A 24331-nucleotide genomic window follows, 5' to 3' on the forward strand; every position below is an offset into this window, starting at 1 on the left:
GGCATCCGGCACCAGAGACTTTCCATCATGTCCAGCCTTTCCCTGCGCACGGCCCGCCGCGCCGCTGTTCTGACCACGCTCGCGCTCATTGGCGCTTGTGGCGGCCTCACCGACAATTCCACGCCCACGCCCAATCGCTACGGTGCCGTGAACATTCGCGGACGGGCCACCAGCAACACGGCGGTGCGCGCGAATGCCACGGTGATCTTCTTCGAAGCCATCACCATCGCCGTGCCCAACAGCACGCTGCAGCAGTCGGACAACTGCATCTTCCAGGGCGTAGACACCCTGCCGCAGGTGGCGCGTGGACAGTTCCGCGCCGGTGAGTCGGTGGCCCTGACCGCCAGTGGCAACACCATCACCATGCCGTATGCCGACGCCCTGCAGCGCTACGCCACGCCCGATGCCAGCCCGCTGCTGTACACCGGTGGTGAGGTGGCGCAGGTCAGCATTCCCGGCAGCGCCGGCGCGTTTCCTGCCCAGAACATCTCGGTGAAGCTGGCCGAACCGCTGCTGCCGCAGGCGCTCACGCTGCCCCAGCCCGGTTTGCCGCTGCCAGTGCGCTGGAACGCCACCAACGATCCCACGGCGGCCGTCATCATCCAGCTCAAGTACGCTGACCCCACGTCGTCCAGCTTTGCCAATCGCCAGGTGTACTGCGAAGTGAAGGACGACGGCGCGTTCGACATCCCGGCCAACGGTCTGACGAGCTTCCTCATCAGCCCGGCCAATTTGCGGTCGCTCACACTCACGCGCTGGCGCACCAACGAAGTGTTGCCCGACGCCAAGACGGTGCTGCACATCGTCACCAGCGTCGACACCGTCGTCGCGCTGCCCTGATGCGTACCGAGCGTGATCCGCTCGGCACGCGCGACGTGCCCGATAGCGCCTTGTACGGCATTCAGACCGTGCGCGCGCTCGAGAACTTCGCCATCTCGGGTCAACGTCCCCTCGAGCCGTTTGTCATCGCGCAGGTGTGGATCAAGAAGGCGGCGGCGCTCACGCACCGCGACACGGGGCGGCTGGCGCCGGAGATTGCCCAGGCCATTGTTGCTGCGGCTGACGAAGTGTTGGCCGGGCAGCATCAGGAACAGTTCGTCGTCGATCCGTGGCAGGCCGGGGCCGGCACGTCGCACAACATGAACGTGAACGAGGTGCTGGCCAATCGCGCCAACGAGTTGCTGGGAAAGGCGCGGGGCCAGTATGTGCCCGTGCATCCCAATGACCATGTGAACATGGCGCAGAGCACCAACGATACGATCCCCACCAACATCCGCCTGGCGGTGTTGCGGCAGTGGCCGTTGCTGCGCTCGGCGTTGGAGGCACTCACCGAATCGCTGGCCGGCAAGGGCAGGGAATTCGATCACGTCGTGAAGGCGGGGCGTACGCACCTGCAGGACGCCATGCCCATTCGTCTCGGGCAGGAGTTTGCCGCCTACGCCGGCACCATGACCCGCACCCTGCGCCGACTGCACGAGGCGGTTGACTATCTCAACGACCTCGGCATCGGTGGGTCGGCCGTTGGTACCGGCGTCACCGTCGAACCCAGCTATCCCGAGCGCACGGTCGCTCATCTGCGCGAAATCACGGGTATCACCACGTTGCGTGTGGGCGCCGATCGCATCCAGCTCATGCAGAGCATGGGAGATGTGGCCGCGTTCAGCGGTGCGCTGCGCGGACTGGCCATTGAGTTGTCGAAAATCTCCAGCGATCTGCGCCTCATGGTGTCGGGCCCGCGAACCGGTTTCGACGAGATCGTGCTCCCGGCCGTCCAGCCCGGGTCCAGCATCATGCCGGGCAAGATCAACCCGAGCATCCCGGAGATGGTGAACCAGGTGTGCTTCCAGGTCATCGGCTGCGACACCACGGTCACGCTGGCAGCCGAGCATGGGCAGTTGGAGCTCAACGTCATGATGCCGGTCATCGCACACAACGTGCTGCTGTCCATGCAACTGCTCACCAACGCGATCGACAGCTTCACCACGCGCTGTGTGCAGGGCATCGCGGCCAACGAAGCCATGTGCGCGTATTGGGTGGAACGCTCGGCGGCGCTGGCCACCGCGCTCATGCCCCAGATTGGCTACGCGGCGGCCGCCGAACTGGCCAAACGGAGCGTACGTGAAGGCGTGCTCATCCGGGACCTGGTCCGCCGGGAAGGGGTACTACCGGAGGACGAGGTGGATACGGTGCTGGACCTGCGCCGCCTCACGGAAATCGGCGTCCCGTCCGGGGCGCATGGCAGCAGCGCCGGGGGCTGAGCTCCGCCGTCACGGCACCCGCGCGCCTTGTTTGTTCTCTCCCGTCGGCCTACACTGGACTCATGCGGATTACGACCTGGGCCGAATACGGCCTGATCTGTGCCTTGCACCTCGCCCGTCGGGCGGGAGACGGGCCCGTGACCGGTCGCGACATGGCGGCGCGGGAGCGACTCCCAGCCGACTATGTCGAGCAGATTCTGTTGCGCATGCGGCGGGCTGGCATCGTGAACAGCACGCGCGGTGCGCGGGGCGGCTACGCGTTGGCTCGCACACCCGACGCCATCACGGTGCGGGATGTCATCAAGGCCTCCGAGTTGGCCACCTTCGATCTGCATTGCGTGTCCCATCCGGTTGATGCCGGGCGTTGCGGTGAATCCGAGAACTGCAGCATTCGGCCGGTGTGGATGCTGCTGCAGCAGCGCATCGACGAGGTGCTCGAGGGCGTGAAGCTCAGCGATCTGCTGGCCGACGAATCGGTTGTTCGTGATCGGGTGGGACTGCCGGCATACGAGCCGTCCCCCACCGTGCCAGGCGGTCTCCCCATCCTGCAGACCTGACGGCGCGCCATGGGCATGTGGGGAGAATGGCGGGCGTCGCGTGAGCGCAGAATGCGGGCCGAGCGGTATCTCGGCACCGTCCTTCGGGACCCGTCGGCCACCGAGCTCCAGTGGTTGCAGTCGCTTGGCGTGTCAGGCGAGCGCGCCGCGCGTGAGTTGGTGTTCTGCCGGCGTGCCGTCGGGCTGATTGTCGCAGAGCGCGATGCGCTCGACGACCGCACCGCGGCCGATGTGGCGCATCTGCTGGCGCCCGTCATCGCCGGCGAGGGCCGTCGTGATCCGGAGTACGGCGGAGCCTGGGCGGAGCGTTGGCGCGCGTACACGGCCGCGCTGGCCGTGCGGGGCAGCGCCGAGGCCCCGGCAGTGCGGCTCGCACGGGTCATGCTCGCGGCGGTCGGGATTCCCGAGCCGATACCGGAGGTGCTGCAGCACGCCACTCGTTATGTCATGGACACGCGCGGCCAATGCAACGAGAGTTTGCGCGCCGCCTACGGCGTGGCCACGCTGCCCGAGGACGTGAAACCGTCTACGCTCGCGCACTGACGCGGGCAGACCGGAGCGGGCGGACAGAGTGGGAAAACACAACGGGCAGCGACCGGATGGCCACTGCCCGTTGGTTTTCAGGGAACGTTTGCCGGTTGACCCGGGAAACGTGAGGTGCCGAAGGCCGGACTCGAACCGGCACGTCCTTGCGGACACTGCGCCCTGAACGCAGCGCGTCTACCAATTCCACCACTTCGGCGTCTTGCCACGTGCCGGTGAACCCGGCAGCGGCAAGGCGGTAAGAATAGGCGAGGGGCACCCCGGAAGTCAACGCTTGCGCCTCGTTCGATTACGTTAACACCACGTATGGCTTCCAAGGACACCGAAGAGCAGACAGAACTCATCGTGCGCAACAAGCGCGCGCGCCTCGACTACGAAATCCTCGACACCTGGGAAGCGGGCCTGGTGCTCACGGGGACCGAGGTCAAGGCGCTGCGCGATGGGCGTGCCAACCTCACCGATGCCTTCGGCATCGTGAACGAGGGAGAGGTCTTCCTGCTCAACCTGCATATCGGCGCGTATGGGCATGGGAATGTGTTCAACCACGAGCCCACCCGGACGCGCAAACTGTTGCTGCACAAGCGGGAAATCCGTCGCATGATCGGGGCGGTGGAACGCCAGGGACTGACGCTGGTCCCCCTCGATTTGTACTTCAAGCAGGGGCGCGTGAAGACGCGCATTGCTCTGGCGCGAGGGAAGCAGCAGCATGACAAGCGTGAAGATCTCAAGAAAAAGGACGCCGAGCGGGAAATCGCGCGTGCCTTGCGTTCGCGGTAGCTGGCCTCGTGACTGAGCCACGGATCGTGCCCATCGGTGCATGGGGCTTCCGGCAGGCCGCCCGCAGCGCGCTCCTGCTCGGCGGGCTGGCTCTGGCTGGATCCGTACCGCCTGCGTCCGCTCTGGCGCAGGAAACCGCTGCGCCGGCCGCGGGGGCGCCAACAACGCTCGCCGTGCGTATGGGAGAACGGCTGCGTGAGGTGCCCACCATGGCTCACCCCATGGGTGGCCGTGCCCTGCGTGCCGATCTGCTGGCCGAAGCCCTGGGCGGCCAACTGGTCGTCGACCGTCGCGCGCCCTGGCGATACCGCTTTGAAGTCGGCACCAGCGGCCTTGATATCGAGGCTGGCGCGGCCTGGGCGCTGGCGGGAACCGACACGCTGCCGCTCAGCACCGACGTCATTCGTCGTGACGCGTTTGTGTATGTACCGTGGTCACTGGCCACGGACGTGCTCCCCCGCCTCGGCGCCGGGGTGCTGTACGATGCGGAAAAGCGCGAGTTGCGGCGCTTTTCCCCACTGGTGGGCACACGGCGCACCGCTCCCACCACACGGCGCGCAGAGGCAAGCACTGCCTCGGCGCCCGTGGCGGCGCCGCCCACCGTGCGCACCGACAATACCCGAACCGATGAGGGCCGGCTGCTGCCAACGCGCCGGCATGTCGTGGTGGTGGACGCGGGACACGGCGGTCCGGACAACGGCATGCAGGGCCCGATTGGCAACCCGCGCAAGGTCTACGAGAAGAACATCACGCTGGCGGTGTCCAAAGTACTGCGCGCCGCGCTGCAGGAACGCGGCATCGATGTGGTCATGACGCGCACGACGGACACGCTCATCGCGCTGTCCGATCGTGGCAAGATTGCCAATCAGGCCAAGGGCGATCTCTTCGTGTCCATCCACGTCAACGCGGCCAATCCGCGATGGAAGAGTCCCGGTGCCGCACGTGGCTTTGAGACGTACTTCCTGGCCGAAGCCAAGACCGAAGATGCGCGGCGTGTCGAAGCCATGGAAAACGAATCCATTCGCTTCGAAACCACCGTCGATGCGTCACGTGATGATCCGCTGGGTTTCATCATTCGCGACATGGCGCAGAACGAACATCTGCGCGAGTCCTCGCGATTGGCGGAGCTCATTCAGGGCGGCATGAAGGGGGTGCATCCCGGTCCCGATCGCGGTGTCAAGCAGGCGGGCTTTCGGGTGCTGGTCACGGCCTTCATGCCGGCGGTGCTGGTGGAAATCGGCTTCGGCACGAACGCGGCGGAAGCGGCGTGGATGACGAGCGAGGCGAAGCAGCAGCAGTTGGCGGCGCGGTTGGCCGACGCCATCGTGCGCTATCTCGCCGAGTACGAACGCAAGGTGGGCGGATGACGCGTGTGGTCGCCTCGGCCGGACGACGCATCGCGATGGTGCTGGGCATGTGGGGTCTGGCCACCGGCTGCGTGTACTACAACGGCGTGTACAACGCACAGGCCGCGGCAAAGCAGGGGGATCGCCGACTGCGCGAGAATCAGGAGGCCGAGGCGCAGGCACGGTTTCTCGAATCGGCCGAGCGCGCTGAGTCGGTGCTGGTGCGCTTTCCCACCTCCAAGTGGCGCACGCGCGCCCTGTATCTCGCGGGGCGCGGTCATGCCCTGTCGGGTGACTGTGAACGTGGGCGCGAACGCATTCTTGAATTGCTGGACCGCACCGATGTCACGCCCATCGAGCGCGATCGCGCGCGTGTGGCGCTTGGTGCCTGCGATGTCCGCAGCAACGCCATGGCCACCGCGCGCCTCCGGCTCGACTCGCTCATTGACTCGCGTGACCGCGAGGTGGCGCGTGAGGCGCGGCTCTGGGCCGCGCGTGCGGCGCTCACCATGGGTGACCTCGAGGCGGTGACCGGCTATCTCGGGGCGTCGAGTGGCGAGATTCTGCCCTGGGAATTGATCTCGGCGTCCACCACGGCGCGGGATTTTGCGCGCAGCGAATCCCTGCTCGTGCTGCGCGCGCGACGCGGGGACTATCGTGACGAGGCCCTGCGCAGCGTGCGCGAGATGGCGGCGGCCGGCCGCGTGGATGGCGCGCGCCGTGTGGTGCTCGCCTACGACGCCGCGCGTGTGCGGGAGCCGCTGCGTGCCCAGTTGCACTACACGCTGGGCGACCAGCTGCTCCGAGTGGATCGCGATTCCCTGGCCGCCTGGCACCTCGGCACGGCGCGCGAGCTTGCGGGACGAGACACGCTCGTGGTGCGTGAGGCGGTGGCGCGCACGGCGTGGCTGGCTCTTCGCCGCGCGCAAACACTTGAGGAGTCGGACGCCATACTGGCGCAGCTCGATTCCGGTGTCATGCGCACTGCGTTTGCGCGCCGCGTTGCTGATCAGTGGCTGCTGGTTCGCATGCTGGCAGGCAAGGCCGACGGCACCGGGGCGGGTCAATTTCTCGCGGCGGAAGTGTTGCGCGATTCGCTGCAGGCCCCGGCACTGGCGCAGGCGGTGTTTGTGGATCTCGCGCGCCGCAGTGCGTCGTCACCGCTCGCGCCAGCTGCGCTTTACGCGGCCACCTTGCTGCCCTCGCCACTTACTGCCGACAGCGCCGATCGCTGGCGCCGCCGCGTGACCACCGAGTATGCGGCCAGCGCCGTGGCCGCGCGACTTCGTGGGGATGATCCTTCCGGACTGCCGGACTTTGTCACGGCGCCCGAGATGCTCAGATTCAGTTGGAGTGAAGTCACGCGGCAGTGGGCCGACAGCGTACGCCGTTTGCGGACCGCGCGCGGTGGCTCCTGAACACCGCGGTGTCTTGCCCGCTCATCTTCGGTTTCCCTTTTCCCAGCTGACGTGACGGTCTCCACTACGCCTGCGCCGCACAGCATGCCTGCGTCTGCCGCCCCCTCGGTACAGGCCGTGCAGGCCCCATTGGGCATCAGCGTGGCGGGCCTCGCGTTTCGCAACCCGCTGGTGCTGGCCTCCGGCACCGCCGGGTTTGGTGTCGAGATTGACGACGTGGTGGATCTCGATGCGGTGGGCGGCCTGTCCACCAAGGCGGTGAGCGTCTCACCCCGGGCCGGCAATCCGCCGCTTCGTGTGAGTGAGTTTGCCGGAGGCATGATCAATGCCATCGGCCTCGCCAATCCGGGCCTCGAGGCCGTGCGCACGCAGTATCTGCCCTGGATGCCGGCTCATCATCCGGGCACACGCGTGCTCGTCAACGTGGTGGGCAACAGCATCGACGATTTCGCCACCATTGTTGCCGCACTGACCAACGAGGCGGGTGTCGATGGCTTCGAACTCAATGTCAGTTGCCCCAACGTGAAGGCGGGCGGCCTCGAGTTCGGTGCGGACCCCGATGCCCTCGCGGCGCTGGTGCGTGGTGCGCGGGCCGTCACCAGTCGGCCCATCTTCGTGAAGCTCTCGCCAACACTTGGCGCCGGCATTGCCGACACGGCCCGTGTGGCCGTGGACAACGGCGCCACGGGCCTCACCCTGGTTAACACGATGCCGGGGCTGGTGGTCGACACGGCGCGTCGGCGTCCGCGCATCAGCTTTGGCAGTGGGGGCATCAGTGGGCCCGCGCTGCTGCCCATTGGCGTGCTGGCCACCTGGCGAGTGAGCCGCGCCCTGCCGGGGGTTCCGCTAATTGGCCTGGGCGGCGTGAGTACCGCCGACGATGCCCTGCAGTACCTCATGGCCGGCGCCTCGCTGGTTGGCGTGGGCACGGCCGCCCTTCGCAATCCGCGCGCTCCCGAGCGCATCGCCCGCGACCTTGGGCGCTGGGCCGAGCGGGAAGGCGTGCGGGACCTGCGCAGCGTGATTGGCACTCTCACCTGGCCCTCGTGAACTCGTCCAGCCCCGTTACTGCCCCTGCCGCGTCCGCCGACGTGGTCGAAGCCATTGTTGCCCTTGACGTGGCCACCATGGCCGACGCGCAGGCGCTGGTTCGTCGACTCGGCGGCGCCTGTGATTTTTACAAGGTGGGGCTCGAGCTGTTTGCGGCCGAGGGGCCCGAGGTCGTGCGCTGGCTGCGGGGCGAAGGGAAGCGCGTGTTTGTTGACCTCAAATTGCACGACATCCCCAACACGGTCCGGGGCGCGGCCCGGAGCGTGGCGCGGCTCGGTGCCAGTTTGCTCACCGTCCACGCGAGTGGCGGAACGGACATGATGGCGGCGGCGGTGGCCGGTGCGGCGGAGGGCTCCGCGGAGAGTTCGGCGGAGGGCGAGACTTGTGGCATTCTCGGGGTCACGGTCCTGACCAGCATGGACGCCGGTGGCGTGGAACAGGCCTGGGGCCGCGAGCAAGTGGTGGTGCAGGGCGAGGTGGAGCGCCTGGCCGGACTGGCCGCGGACGCTGGGGCGGCGGGTATTGTATGCTCCGGCCATGAGGCGGCCGGCGTGCGGGCCCGGTATGGCGGGCGGTTGGGGCTGCTGGTGCCGGGCATCCGGCTGGCCGGCGGCGCCACCCACGACCAGCGGCGGGTCATGACTCCGTCAGCCGCGGCGGCGGCGGGCGCCCGCTGGCTCATCCTGGGTCGGGCGGTGACGGGCGCCGCCGATCCGGTGGCGGCGATGGCCGCGGTGCGGGCGGAGCTGATCTAGCGCTCGGCCCGGGGCGCGTCTGCGGCGTCCCCCTTGTGGTAACGCTCTTGAGGTAGCGCACTTGCGGGGCCTGCCCAGGTCAGCTAGGCTTAAAGTCTTGCCTGTTTTTTCGGGCATTTCACCGGCCAATCCGCTGGCCACTTTCGCTTCGCTCGTGCGCGGAATCGGGGTCTCACCACCACGATGCTTCATGGGCGATGAACACATGGGGAGTCCGGCCGGCCGCCGATTGATGGCGGTGCGGGAGACTCCGTCGGTGCGTGAGCGCCGAGGTGACCCGTGAAAGTTCGCAGCAGCGTCAAGCCGATCTGTGAGCACTGCAAAGTCGTGAAGCGACAGGGCGTGACTCGCATCATCTGCAAGCGCAACCCCAAGCACAAGCAGCGTCAGGGCTGAGGGGAAGCGTAACCTATGGCACGTATCGCAGGCGTTGATCTTCCGCGTGAAAAGAAGATCGAAATCGGCCTCACTTACATCTTCGGCATTGGTCGCAAGACCGCCCAGAAGATCCTCGAGGCCACCGGCGTGTCGACCGCGCAGCGTGTGCGCGATCTGAACGACACCGACCTCAACAAGCTCCGTCAGGAAATCGAGCGCAACCATCGCGTCGAGGGTGCCCTGCGCACGGAAGTCGCGATGAACATCAAGCGCCTGATGGACATCGGCTCGTACCGTGGCACGCGCCACCGTCGTGGCCTCCCCGTGCGCGGGCAGCGCACGCACACGAACGCGCGCACCAAGAAGGGGCCGCGCCGCGCCATCGCGGGCAAGAAGAAGGTGACCAAGTAAGCCATGGCTACCGCGAAGAAGACCAAGCGCGTCGTCGAGGCGGAAGGCATCGCCCACGTCAGCGCCACGTTCAACAACACGACCATCACGATCACCGACTTGCATGGCAATGCGGTGTCCTGGGGCTCGGCCGGCAAGGCGGGCTTCAAGGGGTCGAAGAAGTCCACGCCGTTCGCTGCCACTGTGGCCTCCGAGCAGTGCGCGCGCGAGGCGCTCACGCTCGGCGTGCGCCGCGTGCATGTGCGCGTGCAGGGTCCCGGTTCCGGCCGCGAGTCGGCCATCCAGGCGCTCGCCGCTGCCGGTCTCCAAGTGAAGTCCATTCGTGACGTCACCCCGATTCCGCACAACGGTTGCCGTCCCCCCAAGCGCCGGAGGGTCTGATCCATGGCCCGTTACACTGGTCCCAGCTGCCGTCAGTGCCGTCGTGAGGGCGCCAAGCTCTTCCTGAAGGGCACCAAGTGCTTCACCGAGAAGTGCCCCGTTGAGCGTCGTCCGTACGCTCCGGGTCAGCACGGTCAGGCCACGGCGCGTCGCAAGAAGATGTCGGAGTTCGCCAAGCAGCTGCGCGAGAAGCAGAAGATCAAGCGCATCTACGGCATCTCCGAGAAGCAGTTCCGCAACACGTTCGAGCGCGTGTCCACGCAGGCCGGTATCACCGGTCACAACCTGCTGGCCGCCCTCGAGACCCGTCTCGACAACGTCGTGTACCGCATGGGCTTCGCCCCGAGCCGCAAGGCCGCGCGTCAGCTCATCCGTCACCGCCACATCGAGGTCAAGGGTCGCCTGCTCGACATCCCGTCGTACCAGGTGCGTCCGGGCGAAGAAGTCCGCGTGAAGCAGGACTCGCGCGAGCTCGTGCTCGTGCAGAGCGCCATGGAGCAGGCGGCGCGTGGCGCCTCGCTCTCGTGGATCGCGGTCGACAAGGAGTCGTTCAGCGGTCGCGTGCTCGAGAAGCCCCAGCGTCAGAGCATCCCGCTCGCGGCGCAGGAACAGCTCGTCGTCGAACTGTACTCGAAGTAACACAACTGCAGCTTCGAGTTCTGAGCTGTGAGCTCTGAGTGCCTTACTCAAAGCTCGCAACTCAGAACTCCGAGCCGCTGTTTGGTCGGGGCCCGAACCCCTCTACGGGGCTGCCGCGCGTTCGGGGCGGGGCAGCGCGTCACCGGTGACTCCCGGTGTGACCTTTTCTCCTGATCTCTTCATGGCAACGATCGATCTCTCTGGGCTGGTCCGTCCGCAGCTGGTGGAAGCCACCAAGCGCGAGGACAACCCGAATCTGGCCGAATTCCGTCTGCAGCCGCTCGAGCGTGGCTTCGGACACACGCTGGGCAACGCCATGCGCCGACTGCTCCTGTCGTCGCTGCGCGGCTCGGCCGTGTGGGCGTTCCGCATCGATGGCGTGGTGCATGAGCACCAGACCATCGAGGGCGTCGTGGAAGACGTGCACCAGATCATTGGCAACCTCAAGACGCTGACCCTGTCCCTGCCGGACGAAGTGGAGCAGACCGTGCTCCGCATCGCCAAGTCGGGCCCGGGCGCGGTCACCGCCGGCGACATCGTCGCCACCGGTGGCGTGAAGGTCGTCGACCCGTCGCACCATCTCTTCACCATCACGTCCGACCGCGATATCTCGGTCGAACTCTACGTGAACAAGGGACGTGGCTACGTCGAGAGCGATTCCCACCCGTCCGACAAGAACTTGCCGGTCGACGTGGTGCGCATCGATGCCATCTACAACCCGGTTCGTCGGGCCAACTTCACCGTCGCGGATACTCGCGTCGGGCAGCGCACCGACTACGACCGGCTCACGCTCACCGTCGAAACCAACGGCACGATGTCGCCCGAGGAGGCAGTGAGCTACGCGGCCGCGCTGGCCCAGACCCACTTCCAGTACTTTGTGGGCTTCGGGTCTTCCGCGTCTGCGCAGCCCGGCATGCTGGGTGACGGCGCCAACTCGGACGCCATCCGCCTCGCTGAGCTGTTCCGCACGCCGATCGACGATCTCGAACTCTCGGTTCGCTCGGTCAACTCCCTGAAGAACTCCAACATCCGCTCGCTCGGCGATCTGGTTCGCCAGACCGAGGCGCAGATCCTCCAGGTCAAGAACTTCGGCAAGAAGTCCCTGCAGGAAATCGCCGCGCTGCTCGAGAAGGAAGGGCTCAACTTCGGCATGCGCTACGAGGAGTCCACGGACGGTGTCCGTATCCTCGACATGGGCACTCCGCCCAGCCGCGCTGCCGAGAACGCGCCCGACGACGACGAAGACGAGGATTGATCTCCCATGCGCCATCGTAAGGCCAACCGCCAGCTCCGGCGGACCAGTGAGCAGCGCCTCGCGCTGCTCCGCAACCTCGCGACCTCGCTCATCGAGCAGGGCGCGATCGAGACGACCGAGGCCAAGGCCAAGGAGCTCCGCCCGTTCGTCGAGAAGCTCATCACCAAGGCCCGCACCGGCACGCTGCACGCGCGTCGACTGGCCGGCAAGCACGTCCAGAAGCGTGAGGCGGCCGACAAGCTGTTCCAGGAAATCGGCCCCAAGTTTGTCTCGCGTCCGGGCGGTTACACGCGCATTCTCAAGACCGGCCACCGCAAGGGTGACGGCGCGGAGATGGCGCGGATCGAACTGATCCTCAGCTGAGGCACCACCCATGGCCATTAATCGCAACCGCTGCTACAGCTGCGACAAGGGTGTTGCCTTCGGCAACAACGTTTCGCACGCCAACAACAAGACCCGCCGCACCTGGAAGCCCAATCTCCAGGTCGTGCGCACCCTCGAGGCCGGCAAGGTCATCAAGGTGAAGGTCTGCACGCGCTGCCTCGCCGCCGGCAAGGTGCCGCGGGCGCCGCGCGGTCAGGTCGCCGTCGCGTAAGCATTCTGCTTCGGCAGGTTGCGCGGGGAGCTCGCTTTGCGAGTCTCCCCGCGTCGTGTATCCAACGGCGACTTCGCCGGGTTGTCATGGACACCCAGTACCCGATACTCGAACTCACAACACGGAACTGATCGGTTCGTGACCAAAACCGCGCTCATCACCGGCATTACGGGCCAGGATGGCTCGTATCTCGCCGAGCTCCTGCTGGCCAAGGGCTACCGCGTCGTGGGCGTCGTCCGACGCTCGTCCACCACGCCCTACGAACGCATCGCGCACCTCGTCGATCGCATTGAACTGGTGTCGGCCGACCTGCTCGACCAGACCTCGCTCACCGACGTGGTTCAGGCAGCCCAGCCCGACGAGATCTACAACCTCGCGGCGCAAAGCTTCGTGCAGACCTCGTGGAATCAGCCCGTGCTGACGGGCGAGTTCACGGCGCTCGGCGTGACGCGTATGCTCGAAGCCCTGCGCAAGGCCGCACCCAAGGCGCGCTTTTACCAGGCCAGCTCGAGCGAACAGTTCGGCAAGGTGGTGGAGACACCGCAGCGGGAAAGCACGCCGTTCTATCCGCGCTCGCCGTATGGCGTGGCCAAGGTGTACGGCCACTGGATCACCGTGAACTACCGCGAAAGCTTCGGGCTCTACGCCGTGAGCGGTATTCTGTTCAATCACGAGTCGCCGCGGCGTGGCCTCGAGTTTGTCACGCGCAAGATTTCCGATGGCGTTGCCCGCATCAAGCTCGGTTTGCAGCAGGAACTGCGACTGGGCAACCTGGACGCACGGCGCGACTGGGGCTTTGCCGGTGACTACGTGGACGCCATGTGGCGCATGCTGCAGCAGGATACGCCGGATGACTATGTCATTGGCACGGGTGAGACGTTTTCGGTGCGCGAGTTCTGCGAGGCAGCCTTTGGCGCCGTGGGCCTCGACTATCGCAATCACGTCGTGCAGGACGAGCGCTTCTTCCGCCCCGCCGAAGTGGACCTGCTGGTGGCGGATCCGTCCAAGGCGCAGACCCAACTCGGCTGGCAGCCCCGGGTATCCTTTGCGCAGTTGGTGGCCATGATGGTTGAGGCCGACCTCGCGCGGTATCAGCGTTCCAACGCGTGAGCACTGACGTTCGGCCGCTGGGGCGTGTGCTGGTCACCGGAGCGGCCGGCTTTGTTGGGGGCTGGCTGCTGCCCGCGCTCTGGAAGGCCGGCGCCTCCGCTGTCACGGCGTTGGCCACCGAGACGGAGCCGGGCAACGCGTCGTCCACGGCGGACGGTGCGCCAGATACGCGCTGGATGCTGGGGGATTTGCGCGACGATGCCTACGTGGCGCACGTCGCGCGCGAGGCAGCCGCTGACACCGTCGTGCATCTGGCCGCCGTCTCGCATGTGCCAACGGCCGCCGCCGACCCCGCCGCGGCCTGGGATATCAACGTCACGGCCACCGCGCGACTCCTGCATGTCGTTCGCCAGCAGCGCGACGCACAGGGCCGCGACCCCGTCGTATTGCTTGTCGGCAGTGCCGAGCAGTACGGCCGGCATCCGTCGCACGGTGAGCGTTTGCACGAAGACGACGTCCAGGCGCCGCGCACGGTGTATGCGGCCACCAAGGCGGCGCAGGAAGTCCTGGCCCTTCAGCAATGGCGGGCCGAGGCGCTCAAGGTGGTGGTCGCCCGCAGTTTCAATCACAGTGGGGCAGGGCAGGCGCCGCGTTTCTTGTTGCCGGCGCTGGTGCAGCGCGCGGTGCAGCTCCGGGACGCCGCGCCGGGCACACCCATGGCGGTTGGCAATCGCACGCCAATTCGCGACTTCCTGCATGTCTCGGACGTCGTGGCTGCGTATATTTCGCTCTGTCAACGCGGTACGCCCGGCGAGGCGTACAATGTGGCCAGTGGCACCGGATGGTCGGTGCAGCAGGTGCTCGACCGGGTTCTGGCGCGCGCGGGTTCGCATGCGACACCGGTGGAGGATCCGGCGCTGGTCCGGCCGGTTGATGTTCCCGTGCTGGTGGGGAACCCGAACAAGCTGCAGCGCGCCACCGATTGGCGCCCGCTGCGCACTCTCGACGACATCATCGACGATCTGATCCATGCCGAAGCGCACTGACCTGCACCGCATTCTCGTCATCGGCTCGGGGCCGATCGTGATCGGGCAGGCCGCCGAGTTCGATTACTCCGGAACGCAGGCCACCAAGGCCCTGCGCGAAGAGGGGTACGAGGTCATCCTCGTCAACTCCAACCCGGCCACCATCATGACCGATCCGGAGTTTGCGGATCGCACGTATGTGGAACCGGTCACGCCGGAGTTCGTGGAGAAGATCATCGCCAAGGAGCGTCCGGATGCGGTGCTGCCCACCATGGGTGGTCAGACCGCGCTCAACGTGGCGCTCAAGCTCTACGACGACGGCGTACTCGAGAAGTACGGCTGCGAGCTCATCGGCGCCAACGCCCGCGCCATTCGGGTGGCCGAAGATCGCAAGCTCTTCGCCGACGCGATGGAGAAGATCGGGCTCAAGTGCCCGACGGGCACGACCGTCACCTCGCTCGACGAAGCGCTGGTCGCGGTGGAGAACACGGGCTTCCCGGCCATCATCCGTCCGTCGTTCACGCTGGGTGGTACCGGCGGCGGCGTGGCGTACAACCGCGAAGAGTTCGAGACCATGGTGCGCCGTGGTCTCGATCTGTCGCCGGTGCACTCGGTGCTCATCGAGCGCTCGCTGCTGGGCTGGAAGGAGTTCGAGCTCGAAGTCATGCGCGACTGCGCCGACAACGTGGTCATCGTGTGCTCCATCGAGAATCTCGACCCGATGGGCGTGCACACCGGTGACAGCATCACGGTGGCGCCGGCCATGACGCTCACGGATCGCGAATACCAGGTCATGCGTGACGCGGCCGTAGCTATCATTCGCGAGATTGGTGTGGATGCCGGCGGCTGCAACGTGCAGTTCGCCGTCAGCCCGACCACGGGCGAGCTCATCGTCATCGAGATGAATCCGCGCGTGTCGCGCTCGTCGGCGCTCGCGTCCAAGGCCACCGGCTTCCCCATCGCGCGCATCGGCGCCAAGCTGGCCGTGGGGTACACGCTCGACGAAGTGCCCAACGACATCACGAAGACCACACCGGCCAGTTTCGAGCCGGTGCTCGACTACGTCATCGTGAAGTGTCCGCGCTTCGCCTTCGAAAAGTTTGCCGCCGCCGATCCGGGGCTCACCACGCAGATGAAGTCGGTCGGTGAGTCCATGGCCATCGGCCGCACGTTCAAGGAGGCCTTCCAGAAGGCCCTGCGTGCGCTCGAGACCGGCCGCGCAGGTTGGGTGGTGGGCGAGCGACTCGTCGACGATCGTCTCACGGAAGGCTCGAAGGAAGAACTGCGCGGCGCCCTGCGCCGCCCCACGCCGGAACGCATCTTCCAGGTCAAGCGTGCCATGCAGCTGGGCATGGGCGTTGAGGAATTGCATCAGGTAAGCGGCATTGATCCGTGGTTCCTCGCGCAGATGCAGGAGCTGCTGGAAGCCGAAACCCAGTACGCGGCGCTGCCGTCGGTGGACGCCGACGCCATGCGTCACATGAAGCGCCTGGGCTTCTCCGATCGCCAGTTGGCCGCACTGCGTGGCCAGACCGAACAGGCGGCGCGTGAATTGCGCTGGTCGCTGGGCGTGCGGCCGGCGTACAAGATGATCGACACCTGCGCCGGTGAGTTTCCGTCCAGCACGCCGTATCTCTACGGCAACTACGACGAAGAGAGCGAAGCGGCCACCGAGGGTCGCAAGAAGGTTGTCATCCTCGGCTCGGGCCCCAATCGCATTGGACAGGGCGTGGAGTTCGACTACTGCTGCGTGCGCGCCGTGCTGGCGCTGCGCGAGCAGGGCTATGAGACCATCATGGTCAACTCCAATCCCGAAACGGTTTCCACCGACTTCGACATCTCCGACAAGCTCTACTTCGAGCCGCTCTCGCTCGAGGACGTGCTCGAGATCGTGCAGCGGGAGAATCCGGTGGGTGTCATCGTGCAGCTGGGCGGTCAGACACCGCTCAAGCTCACGCGTCCGCTCGAGGCGGCCGGAGTGCGCATTCTCGGCACCTCGCCTGACGCCATCGACGCCGCCGAAGATCGCCGTCGTTTCGAGGCCATTGCGCGCGAGCTGGGCGTGGAACAGCCGGCCAACGGCACCGCCACCAGCGTCGACGAAGCCGTGGCCATTGCCCGTGAGATCGGGTTCCCGGTGCTCGTGCGTCCGTCGTACGTGCTCGGTGGCCGCGCCATGGAGATCGTGCACGACGAGCCCTCGCTGCGTGACTACTTCGAGCGCGCGGCGCGCGTCAGTGAAGAGCGTCCGGTGCTGGTCGATCGCTTCCTCGAGGATGCGTTCGAAGCCGACGTGGATGCCCTCTCCGATGGCGAGCAGGTGGTCATTGGCGCCGTCATGGAGCACATCGAGAGCGCGGGTATTCACTCGGGCGACAGCGCCTGTGTGTTGCCGCCGTATCTCATTCCGCCCGAGGCCGTGGCGCAGATGAAGGCGCATACCGTCGCGTTCGCGAGGAAGCTTGGCGTGGTGGGCCTCATCAACGTGCAGTACGCGTACAAGGACGGCCAGGTGTACGTCATCGAGGTCAATCCGCGCGCGTCGCGCACGGCGCCCTTCGTGTCCAAGGCCATCGGCGTGTCACTGCCCTCGGTGGCGGCGCGGCTCATGTTGGGGGAAACGCTGGCGCAGGTAGGCTTCACGGAAGAAATCGTGCCGCCGTATATCAGCGTGAAGGAGGCGGTGTTCCCCTTCAACAAGTTCCGCGAGTTCGACCCGGTGCTGAGCCCCGAGATGCGTTCAACGGGTGAAGTCATGGGCATCGACGATGACTTCGGCATGAGCTTCCTCAAGTCGCAGATCGCGGCCGACAACGCGCTGCCGCGCGAGGGCGCCGTGTTCTTCACGGTCAACGATGGCGACAAGCCCACGGCGGCCAGGCTGGCGGCGCGATTCCACGAGTTGGGCTTCGGCATCTTTGCTACCAGCGGTACCGCGGCCTACTTCACGCAGCAGGGCATCCCCGTCACCTCGGTGCTCAAGGTGCACGAAGGTCGGCCGCACGGCGTCGATCTCATCCTGAACGGCGAAGTGCAGCTGCTCGTCAACACGCCGCTGGGCAAGCACGCGCAGGTGGACGACGAGAAGCTGCGGCAGGCGGCCATCGCCAACCGCGTGCCGTACACCACCACCCTCACGGCGGCCAACGCGGCGGTTGAGGCCATCGCGGCGCGCCGCACGCGCGAGCCGGGCGTGCGTTCGCTGCAGGAGTGGCACGCCATCCTTGGTGCCTCGCGGAGCGCTGGCGCCCAGTGAGCACGGCCAACGCGTCACCGTCGGCCAACGCCAGCGTACCGCCGGGCATGATCGCCCGGCCCGGTGAGGGACACGTGGGCGCCGGCGTCACGCTTGGCGCGGGTGCGCTCGTGCACGAGTCGGCCTATGTGGACGATGGCGCCAGCATTGGCGCTGGCTCGCGTGTCTGGCATTTCTGTCACGTCAACGGAGGGGCCGTCATTGGCGCCCGCTGTTCGCTGGGGCAGAACGTCGTCGTCATGAACGGCGTGACGGTGGGTGACAACGCCCGCATCCAGAACAATGTGTCGTTGTACGAGGGCGTCGAGTTGGAAGATGATGTCTTCTGCGGACCGTCCATGGTGTTCACCAACGTCATCAATCCGCGCAGTAGCGTGTCGCGCAAGCACGAGTATCAGCGCACGCTGGTGCGGCGTGGGGCGAGCATTGGTGCCAACGCCACCATCGTGTGTGGCGTGACCATCGGTCGGCATGCCTTCATCGGCGCCGGCGCCGTCGTCACGCGCGATGTGCCCGACTTTGCGCTCATGGCCGGCGTGCCCGCGCGTCGCATCGGATGGATGTCGGAGGCCGGACATCGCCTCGACGTCGTAGGCCCGCACGCCGGTGACGCCACGGCCGAGGAGCTGCGCTGTCCCGGCACCGGCCGACGTTATCTGCGTCGCGGCGACATGGTTACACCTGTTGAGGAGCAGCAGTGAGCGAAGCACTCGTGCCCGCCGATCGCCGCATCCGCCTGGCTCTCGTCGGCTGCGGTCGCATCAGCAAGAACCATTTTGATGCCATCGCCAAGATTCCCGAGCTCGAGCTCGTGGCGGTGTGCGACATCGTGCCCGAGCGCGCGCAGCAGGCCGGCGTGGCGCATGGAGTCCCGTTCTTCACCAGCATCGAGCAGATGCTGGCCGAGGTGCCCAGCGACGCGGTGGTGATTGCCACGCCGAGTGGTCTGCATCCGCAGCATGGCATGCTGGCGGCCCGCGCGGGGCGTCATGTCATCAGCGAGAAGCCCATGGCCATCTCGCTGGCCGCGGCCGACGCCCTGGTGCAGGCCTGCGACGACAACCGCGTGCACCTGTTCGTGGTCAAGCAGAACCGGCTCAATCCGCCCATCGTGCTGCTCAAGCGCGCCATCGATCGCGGTCGCTTCGGTCGCATCTACATGGCCAACTGCACCGTGCGCTGGACGCGTCCGCAGGACTACTACGATCAGGCGCCGTGGCGCGGTACCTGGGAGTTCGACGGTGGAGCCTTCATGAATCAGGCCTCGCACTATGTCGACCTCGTGCAGTGGTTGGTGGGCCCCGTGGAAAGCGTGATGGCCAAGACGGCCACGCTCGCGCGGCGCATCGAAGCCGAGGACAGTGGGGCCGCCGTGCTCAAGTTCCGATCGGGCGCCATCGGCGTCATCGAAGTCACCATGCTCACGTTCCCCAAGAATCTCGAGGGCTCCATCACCATCCTCGGCGAGAAGGGCAGCGTGAAGATCGGCGGCACCGCCGTCAATCGCGTCGAGCATTGGCAGTTTGCCGACTACGATGACGATGACAAGCTGGTGGAGCAGGCCAACACCAACCCGCCCAGCGTCTATGGTTTTGGCCACGAAGGCTATTACCGCAACGTGGTGTCGGTGCTGCGTGGTCAGGCCACGCCGGACACCGACGGGCGCGCCGGGCGCAAGTCGCTCGAGCTCATTCTTGGCATCTACGAATCCGCGAAGACCGGCCGTGACGTGCCGCTGCCGTTGCGGGTCAACCTCTAGTTCACAGAGTTCACAGCAATGGCCGTCCCTCTTCTCGATCTCAAGGCCCAGCACGCGACCATCCGCGATGAGGTGGTCGCGGCGCTCATGCAGGTCGTCGACCAGCAGGCCTTCATTCTTGGCGATCCCGTGGCGCAGCTCGAGTGCCACGTGGCCGGCCTCTCTCAGGTCAAGTACGCCGCGGGCTGTGCCAATGGTACCGACGCCATTCTGCTCGCGCTGCGTGCGCTGGGCGTGGGAGCCGGCGATGAAGTCATCACCACGCCGTTCACGTTCTTTGCCACCGGCGGCGCCATTCACAACGTGGGTGCGCGTCCGGTGTTTGTCGACATCGATCCGAAGACCTACAACATCGATCCGGCGCAGGTCACGCCTGCCATCACGTCGCGCACCAAGGCCGTGATTGCCGTGGATCTCTTCGGGCAGATGGCGCCCATTGAGCAGGTCGCGGCAGCGGCGCAGGGTCTGCCGGTCATTGAAGACGCCGCGCAGTCGATTGGCGCGAGTCGCCTCATCGATGGCAGGAAGGTCATGGCCGGTGAAGCCGCAGCCATCGGCACCTACAGTTTCTTCCCGTCCAAGAATCTGGGCGGCTACGGCGACGGCGGCATGATGGTCACGCAGGATGAAGCGCTCTTCGAGGCGCTCATGAAGCTGCGGACGCACGGCAGCCGCCGCACGTACTATCACGAGATCGTGGGCTACAACAGTCGTCTCGATGCCCTGCAGGCCGCCGTGCTGTTGGCCAAGCTGCCGCATCTCGAAGGCTGGAGCGCCGCGCGTCGTCGCAACGCGGCCTACTACGACGCGGCCTTCGCCAATCTGGCCGAGGTGACCACGCCGTTTGTCGATCCGGCCAACACGTCCATCTACAACCAGTACACCATTCGCGTTACGCAGCGCGATGCACTGCAGGCGCATCTCAAGGCGCAGGGCATCGGCTCGAACGTGTACTACCCGTTGCCGCTTCACCTGCAGCCCTGCTTCGCGTATCTCGGATACCGCGAAGGCCAGTGCCCTGAGGCCGAGCGCGCGTCGAAGGAAGTGTTGTCCCTGCCGATTTATCCCGAGCTCACCACGGCACAGCTCGACGAAGTCATTGCCGCCGTGCGCGGCTTCTTCGGTCACTGAGCTCACATTGACAACCAGGTCGCACTCCATGAGCACCAAGGATCAACTGCTGGCCCGCATCGCCGATCGCTCGGCGGTGATCGGTGTGGTCGGCCTCGGCTATGTGGGGCTGCCACTCGCCCTCGAGTTCGTGCACGCCGGCTTCCGCGTCATAGGCTATGACGTGAGCGAACGCGTCGTGGACCTGCTCATGAGTGGACAGTCGCACATTCAGGATATTCCCGGCGCGCAGGTGCAGCAGGCGGTGGCCAACGGGACGTTCGTGGCCACCACGCTCGAGAATCGCCTCGGCGAGTGCGATGCCATCTCCATTGCCGTGCCCACGCCGCTCTCCAAGACGCGCGATCCGGACATGGCCTTCGTCCTGAGCGCCGCCGATGCCATTGCGCGGCAGGCGCACCCCGGCCTGTGTGTGGTGCTGGAAAGCACCACCTATCCCGGCACCACGCGGGAGCTACTGCAGCCCCGACTCGAAGCCAAGGGGCTCACGGTGGGGCAGGATGTGTTCGTGGCCTTCAGCCCCGAGCGGGTGGACCCGGGCAACCCGGTCTACCACACCAAGAACACGCCCAAGGTGGTGGGTGGCATTTCGCCGGCCTGTGTCGAGGTGGCCACGGCGCTCTACGCCAGCTGCATCGACACCGTGGTGCCGGTGAGTTCGCCCGAGAGCGCCGAGCTGGTGAAGCTGCTGGAGAACACCTTCCGCGCGGTGAACATCGGCCTGGTGAACGAAATCGCGATTGTGTGTGACAAACTGGGCGTGAACGTCTGGGAAGTCATCGACGCCGCGGCCACCAAGCCGTTCGGTTTCATGAAGTTCACGCCGGGGCCCGGCATCGGCGGGCACTGCATCCCGCTTGATCCGCACTACCTCGCCTGGAAGATGCGCACACTCAACTACAAGACGCGGTTCATCGACCTCGCCAGCGAGATCAACTCGCACATGCCCGAGTGGGTGGTGCAGAAGGTCGCCGACGCGCTCAACGAGGCGCGCAAGGCGGTGCGCGGCAGCCGGGTGCTGGTGCTCGGCGTGGCCTACAAGCGCGACATCGACGACGTGCGCGAGAGCCCGGCGCTCGATGTCATCCGCCTGCTCGAGGAGCGCGGGGCGCATGTGGAGTACCACGATCCCTTCGTGAGCGAGTTCCGCGAGGAGGGACACGTGCGCAAGGGCGTGGAACTGAGCGACGAGATGCTGCGCTGGGCCGACGCGGTCGTCATCGTCACCGACCACAAGCAGGTGGACTACCAGCGCGTGGTCGATCACGCCACGCTGCTGGTGGACACCCGCAATGTCACCGCGACGCTCGCGCCAGGCCGCGCCCGCATCGTGCCGCTGGCCTCCGGTTCCCGCAGCCTCGGAGCGTCAACTTGAACTCCGACGCCCCCCACTGGGTATCTTGTTCCACATGAGCGCTCGACATTCCCGCCCGGACCATCGTCCGGAGTTCCGCATGGAGTTCCGCCTGTTGATGCTGCTGAGCATGGCCGCCGCCCTGGCGGCCTGCTCACGTGGTTTCCGACCGGCGGACTTCGCGAACCCCGAGGCGCTGTTTCAGGCGACGCTCGTGGAGTTCCAGAAGAAGAAATGGGACAATGCCCAGCTGGGCTTCGAGCGCCTCACGGTTGACCTGAGTTCGCGTGACCCGCTGCTCGCTCCGGCCTACTTCTACCTCGCGCTCACGCATGAGCGCAAGAAGGAGTTCCTGCTGGCGGCGCAGGCCTACGAGCGCGTCACCGACGGTTTCCCGGACGACACGCTGGCCCCCATGGCCATGCTGGGCACCGGGGCGTCGTATCAGAGCCTCTGGCGCCGTCCGAATCTCGACCCGGAGTACGGCCAGAAGGCGGTGTCGATTTTGCGCGCGCTGCTCTCGTCCTATCCGGAAGCCAAGGAAACCGAGGACGCCAAGCGCCGCATCACGCAGCTCGAAGAGTGGTTCGCGCAGAAGGACTACGACACGGGCGTCCATTACATCAAGGTGCGTCGGGCCATCGACCCGGCCATCATCTACTTCAAGGACGTCGTCACCACCTATCCGGCCACCCGGGCGGCTCGCCTGTCGTGGCTGCGCCTGCATGAGCTCTACACTCGTATCCGCTGGAAGGAAGACGCAGCGGAAACGTGTACGGCCATGTGGAAGGCCTATCCGGGTGACGCTGACGTCGTGGCGGCCTGTGGTGCCGCGCCGGCCGATACGGCCAAAGTCGCCAGTGACAGCACGGGGGTCGGCAAGGTCTCGGCCGACACGGCGTCGCTTGAGCGGCCGGCCATCGTGCCTTCACCGGTGGCCTTCGCCCGGCCCGGCCCGCACTCCTTCCACTGATCCGGTCGGCACCCGTGCGGTCGCCTCTGCGAATCGGCCTCTTCGGCGGCTCGTTCGACCCACCGCACATCGGGCATCTGCTCATGGTGCAGGACGTGCGGGACCAGTTGGCGCTCGATCGCCTGCTCGTCATTCCCGCCGCCCAGCAGCCCCTCAAGGGGTCGGAGCAGACGCCTGCCGCGCATCGCCTGGCCATGGCCCAGGCCTGCTTCGCCGACATACCGGATTGCATCGTGGACCCCGCAGAAATCGAGCGGGGCGGGTTATCTTTCATGGTTGACACCGTGGCGGACCTGCGCCGGCGCTGGCCGGATGCAGACCTCCACCTGCTCGTGGGGCATGATGTCGTGCCCACCCTGCCGCGCTGGAAGGACATCGATCACCTGCTCACGCAAGTGCAGCTCGTGGTGATGGACCGAAACGGCGGCGGTGTGGGTGACCACGAGTTGGTGCACGGCGGCGTGCAGGCCAGGCGACTGGCCGTGCGACGGGTGGACGTGTCGTCAACCGAGATTCGAGCACGCGTGGCGACGGGCCGCAGCATTCGCGGCTTCGTCACCGATGCCGTGGCGACGTACATCGCATCCACCGGGTTGTATCGCGAGAATTCCCGGGTTCGCGCAGCAACGGACTCCTGACGCCTTCGGGCAGATGGGCCGCGCGCGCAGCCCCTGGCCGAAGAGGTTCGAGAGGTCCATATGCTGAAGGGTCTGATCAGTAAGGTGTTCGGGACGCGCCATGAGCGCGAACGGCGGCGCGTGCAGCCCATCCTCGAGGAGATCCACGAGATCGAATCGCGGCTGGCCTCGCTGTCCGACGAAGAGATTCAGGCGCAGACCGCGAAGTTCCGTGGCATCCTCGCGGAACGCACCGGCCCCATCGAGGCTCGCATCGCGGAGCTCAAGGCACAAAAGCACAACACCGCCGATGCCGCCGAGCGTGAGCGACTCGACAACGAGCTGCAGGGCGCTGATGGCCGTGGCGGGGCGGAAGGTGAACTTCGCAGCACCATCGCCGAGGTGCTCGACGAGCTGCTGCCCGAAGCCTTTGCCACCGTGCGTGAAGCCTGCCGCCGTCTCAAGGGCCACAAGGTGCAGGTGCTCGGGCACGAGCTCGTGTGGGACATGGTGCCCTACGACGTGCAGCTCATCGGCGGCATTCAGCTGCATCTCGGCCGTATCGCGGAAATGGCCACGGGTGAGGGCAAGACGCTGGTGGCCACGCTGCCACTCTACCTCAACGCCCTGCCGGCGCGTGGCGCGCATCTCGTCACCGTCAACAACTATCTCGCCCGCCGCGACTCGCAGTGGATGGGATATCTCTACGGCTGGCTTGGTCTGACCGTCGGCTGTCTCGATGACACCGAACCGGGGTCGTGGGAACGCAAGGCGGTGTACGCCTCCGACATCACCTACGGCAC

General features: G+C 66.4%; 25 protein-coding genes, 1 tRNA gene and 1 pseudogene (1 of these 27 cut by a window edge). 26 read left to right on the forward strand and 1 reads right to left on the reverse strand.

What is annotated here, in order from left to right:
- Nucleotides 1-27 precede the first annotated feature (27 nt).
- The 4 genes from B2747_RS13770 to B2747_RS13785 all read left to right on the forward strand — a co-directional run bounded on the left by B2747_RS13770 (nt 28) and on the right by B2747_RS13785 (nt 3358).
- Nucleotides 28-840, forward strand: a complete 813-nt coding sequence (locus B2747_RS13770) for a hypothetical protein (RefSeq protein ID WP_291162015.1) — start codon at nt 28-30, stop codon at nt 838-840.
- Nucleotides 840-2258, forward strand: coding sequence for an aspartate ammonia-lyase (locus B2747_RS13775; RefSeq protein ID WP_291162018.1), 1419 nt, complete (start codon nt 840-842; stop codon nt 2256-2258). Before B2747_RS13770 ends, B2747_RS13775 begins: the two co-directional genes overlap by 1 nt.
- 62 nt (nt 2259-2320) lie before the next feature.
- Nucleotides 2321-2815 carry an Rrf2 family transcriptional regulator gene (locus B2747_RS13780; protein WP_291162021.1) on the forward strand — a complete coding sequence of 165 codons (495 nt, stop codon included), beginning with the start codon at nt 2321-2323 and terminating at the stop codon, nt 2813-2815.
- 9 nt (nt 2816-2824) lie between these two features.
- Nucleotides 2825-3358 (forward strand): hypothetical protein, encoded by a 534-nt coding sequence (locus B2747_RS13785; protein WP_291162024.1) that lies wholly within the window; start codon nt 2825-2827, stop codon nt 3356-3358.
- A 115-nt stretch (nt 3359-3473) separates the two neighbouring features.
- Here B2747_RS13785 and B2747_RS13790 read toward each other — a convergent pair.
- Nucleotides 3474-3557, reverse strand: a tRNA-Leu gene (locus B2747_RS13790).
- A gap of 107 nt (nt 3558-3664) precedes the next feature.
- On the opposite strand from B2747_RS13790, the gene smpB reads away from it, so the two are divergent.
- The 22 genes and pseudogenes from smpB to secA form a co-directional block, all read left to right on the forward strand.
- Nucleotides 3665-4135: an SsrA-binding protein SmpB gene (gene smpB, locus B2747_RS13795; RefSeq protein WP_291162027.1), complete on the forward strand. Its 471-nt coding sequence runs from the start codon at nt 3665-3667 to the stop codon at nt 4133-4135.
- Nucleotides 4136-4143: 8 nt separating this feature from the next.
- Nucleotides 4144-5502 (forward strand): N-acetylmuramoyl-L-alanine amidase family protein, encoded by a 1359-nt coding sequence (locus tag B2747_RS13800; RefSeq protein WP_291162029.1) that lies wholly within the window; start codon nt 4144-4146, stop codon nt 5500-5502.
- Nucleotides 5499-6899, forward strand: a complete 1401-nt coding sequence (locus tag B2747_RS13805; RefSeq protein WP_291162032.1) for a hypothetical protein — start codon at nt 5499-5501, stop codon at nt 6897-6899. Before B2747_RS13800 ends, B2747_RS13805 begins: the two co-directional genes overlap by 4 nt.
- Before the next feature lie 51 nt (nt 6900-6950).
- Nucleotides 6951-7949 carry a dihydroorotate dehydrogenase gene (locus B2747_RS13810; RefSeq protein WP_291162034.1) on the forward strand — a complete coding sequence of 333 codons (999 nt, stop codon included), beginning with the start codon at nt 6951-6953 and terminating at the stop codon, nt 7947-7949.
- A gap of 41 nt (nt 7950-7990) precedes the next feature.
- Entirely contained in the window at nt 7991-8704 is a 714-nt protein-coding gene (gene pyrF, locus B2747_RS13815) for an orotidine-5'-phosphate decarboxylase (RefSeq protein WP_414652197.1), read from the forward strand.
- A 279-nt stretch (nt 8705-8983) separates the two neighbouring features.
- Nucleotides 8984-9100 carry a 50S ribosomal protein L36 gene (gene rpmJ / locus B2747_RS13820; RefSeq protein WP_012683466.1) on the forward strand — a complete coding sequence of 39 codons (117 nt, stop codon included), beginning with the start codon at nt 8984-8986 and terminating at the stop codon, nt 9098-9100.
- 15 nt (nt 9101-9115) lie between these two features.
- Nucleotides 9116-9493: a 30S ribosomal protein S13 gene (gene rpsM, locus B2747_RS13825; RefSeq protein WP_291162046.1), complete on the forward strand. Its 378-nt coding sequence runs from the start codon at nt 9116-9118 to the stop codon at nt 9491-9493.
- 3 nt (nt 9494-9496) lie between these two features.
- Entirely contained in the window at nt 9497-9874 is a 378-nt protein-coding gene (rpsK, locus tag B2747_RS13830; protein ID WP_291162049.1) for a 30S ribosomal protein S11, read from the forward strand.
- A gap of 3 nt (nt 9875-9877) precedes the next feature.
- A complete protein-coding gene (rpsD, locus tag B2747_RS13835; protein ID WP_291162053.1) occupies nt 9878-10513 on the forward strand; it encodes a 30S ribosomal protein S4 in 636 nt (211 codons plus the stop codon).
- Between the two features lie 157 nt (nt 10514-10670).
- Nucleotides 10671-11768 carry a DNA-directed RNA polymerase subunit alpha gene (locus B2747_RS13840; protein ID WP_291162056.1) on the forward strand — a complete coding sequence of 366 codons (1098 nt, stop codon included), beginning with the start codon at nt 10671-10673 and terminating at the stop codon, nt 11766-11768.
- A 6-nt stretch (nt 11769-11774) separates the two neighbouring features.
- Nucleotides 11775-12131: a 50S ribosomal protein L17 gene (gene rplQ / locus B2747_RS13845; protein WP_291162059.1), complete on the forward strand. Its 357-nt coding sequence runs from the start codon at nt 11775-11777 to the stop codon at nt 12129-12131.
- A gap of 10 nt (nt 12132-12141) precedes the next feature.
- The gene (rpmB, locus tag B2747_RS13850) at nt 12142-12363 is read left to right on the forward strand and encodes a 50S ribosomal protein L28 (protein WP_291162062.1); all 222 of its coding nucleotides are present in this window, start codon (nt 12142-12144) and stop codon (nt 12361-12363) included.
- 138 nt (nt 12364-12501) lie between these two features.
- A complete protein-coding gene (gene gmd, locus B2747_RS13855) occupies nt 12502-13473 on the forward strand; it encodes a GDP-mannose 4,6-dehydratase (protein ID WP_291162065.1) in 972 nt (323 codons plus the stop codon).
- The gene (locus tag B2747_RS13860; RefSeq protein ID WP_291162067.1) at nt 13470-14459 is read left to right on the forward strand and encodes a GDP-mannose 4,6-dehydratase; all 990 of its coding nucleotides are present in this window, start codon (nt 13470-13472) and stop codon (nt 14457-14459) included. The genes gmd and B2747_RS13860 overlap by 4 nt, the downstream gene beginning before the upstream one ends.
- The gene (gene carB, locus B2747_RS13865; RefSeq protein WP_291162070.1) at nt 14443-17694 is read left to right on the forward strand and encodes a carbamoyl-phosphate synthase large subunit; all 3252 of its coding nucleotides are present in this window, start codon (nt 14443-14445) and stop codon (nt 17692-17694) included. The genes B2747_RS13860 and carB overlap by 17 nt, the downstream gene beginning before the upstream one ends.
- 47 nt (nt 17695-17741) lie before the next feature.
- The gene (locus B2747_RS13870; protein WP_343125907.1) at nt 17742-18395 is read left to right on the forward strand and encodes an acyltransferase; all 654 of its coding nucleotides are present in this window, start codon (nt 17742-17744) and stop codon (nt 18393-18395) included.
- Nucleotides 18392-19453 (forward strand): Gfo/Idh/MocA family oxidoreductase, encoded by a 1062-nt coding sequence (locus B2747_RS13875; protein ID WP_291162076.1) that lies wholly within the window; start codon nt 18392-18394, stop codon nt 19451-19453. Before B2747_RS13870 ends, B2747_RS13875 begins: the two co-directional genes overlap by 4 nt.
- 18 nt (nt 19454-19471) lie before the next feature.
- Nucleotides 19472-20584 (forward strand): DegT/DnrJ/EryC1/StrS family aminotransferase, encoded by a 1113-nt coding sequence (locus B2747_RS13880; RefSeq protein ID WP_291162079.1) that lies wholly within the window; start codon nt 19472-19474, stop codon nt 20582-20584.
- Nucleotides 20585-20612: 28 nt separating this feature from the next.
- Nucleotides 20613-21959, forward strand: coding sequence for a nucleotide sugar dehydrogenase (locus B2747_RS13885; RefSeq protein ID WP_291162082.1), 1347 nt, complete (start codon nt 20613-20615; stop codon nt 21957-21959).
- Nucleotides 21960-21993: 34 nt separating this feature from the next.
- On the forward strand, nt 21994-22911 hold the full coding sequence (locus B2747_RS13890; RefSeq protein WP_291162085.1) for an outer membrane protein assembly factor BamD: 918 nt from the start codon (nt 21994-21996) through the stop codon (nt 22909-22911).
- A 14-nt stretch (nt 22912-22925) separates the two neighbouring features.
- Nucleotides 22926-23549, forward strand: coding sequence for a nicotinate (nicotinamide) nucleotide adenylyltransferase (gene nadD / locus B2747_RS13895; protein WP_291162087.1), 624 nt, complete (start codon nt 22926-22928; stop codon nt 23547-23549).
- Nucleotides 23550-23609: 60 nt separating this feature from the next.
- Nucleotides 23610-24331 (forward strand): annotated as a pseudogene (gene secA / locus B2747_RS13900) (preprotein translocase subunit SecA); its annotated part runs 2147 nt beyond the window's last position; the annotation flags it as partial.

The sequence above is a fragment of the Gemmatimonas sp. UBA7669 genome (assembly GCF_002483225.1).
Classification (GTDB): domain Bacteria; phylum Gemmatimonadota; class Gemmatimonadetes; order Gemmatimonadales; family Gemmatimonadaceae; genus Gemmatimonas.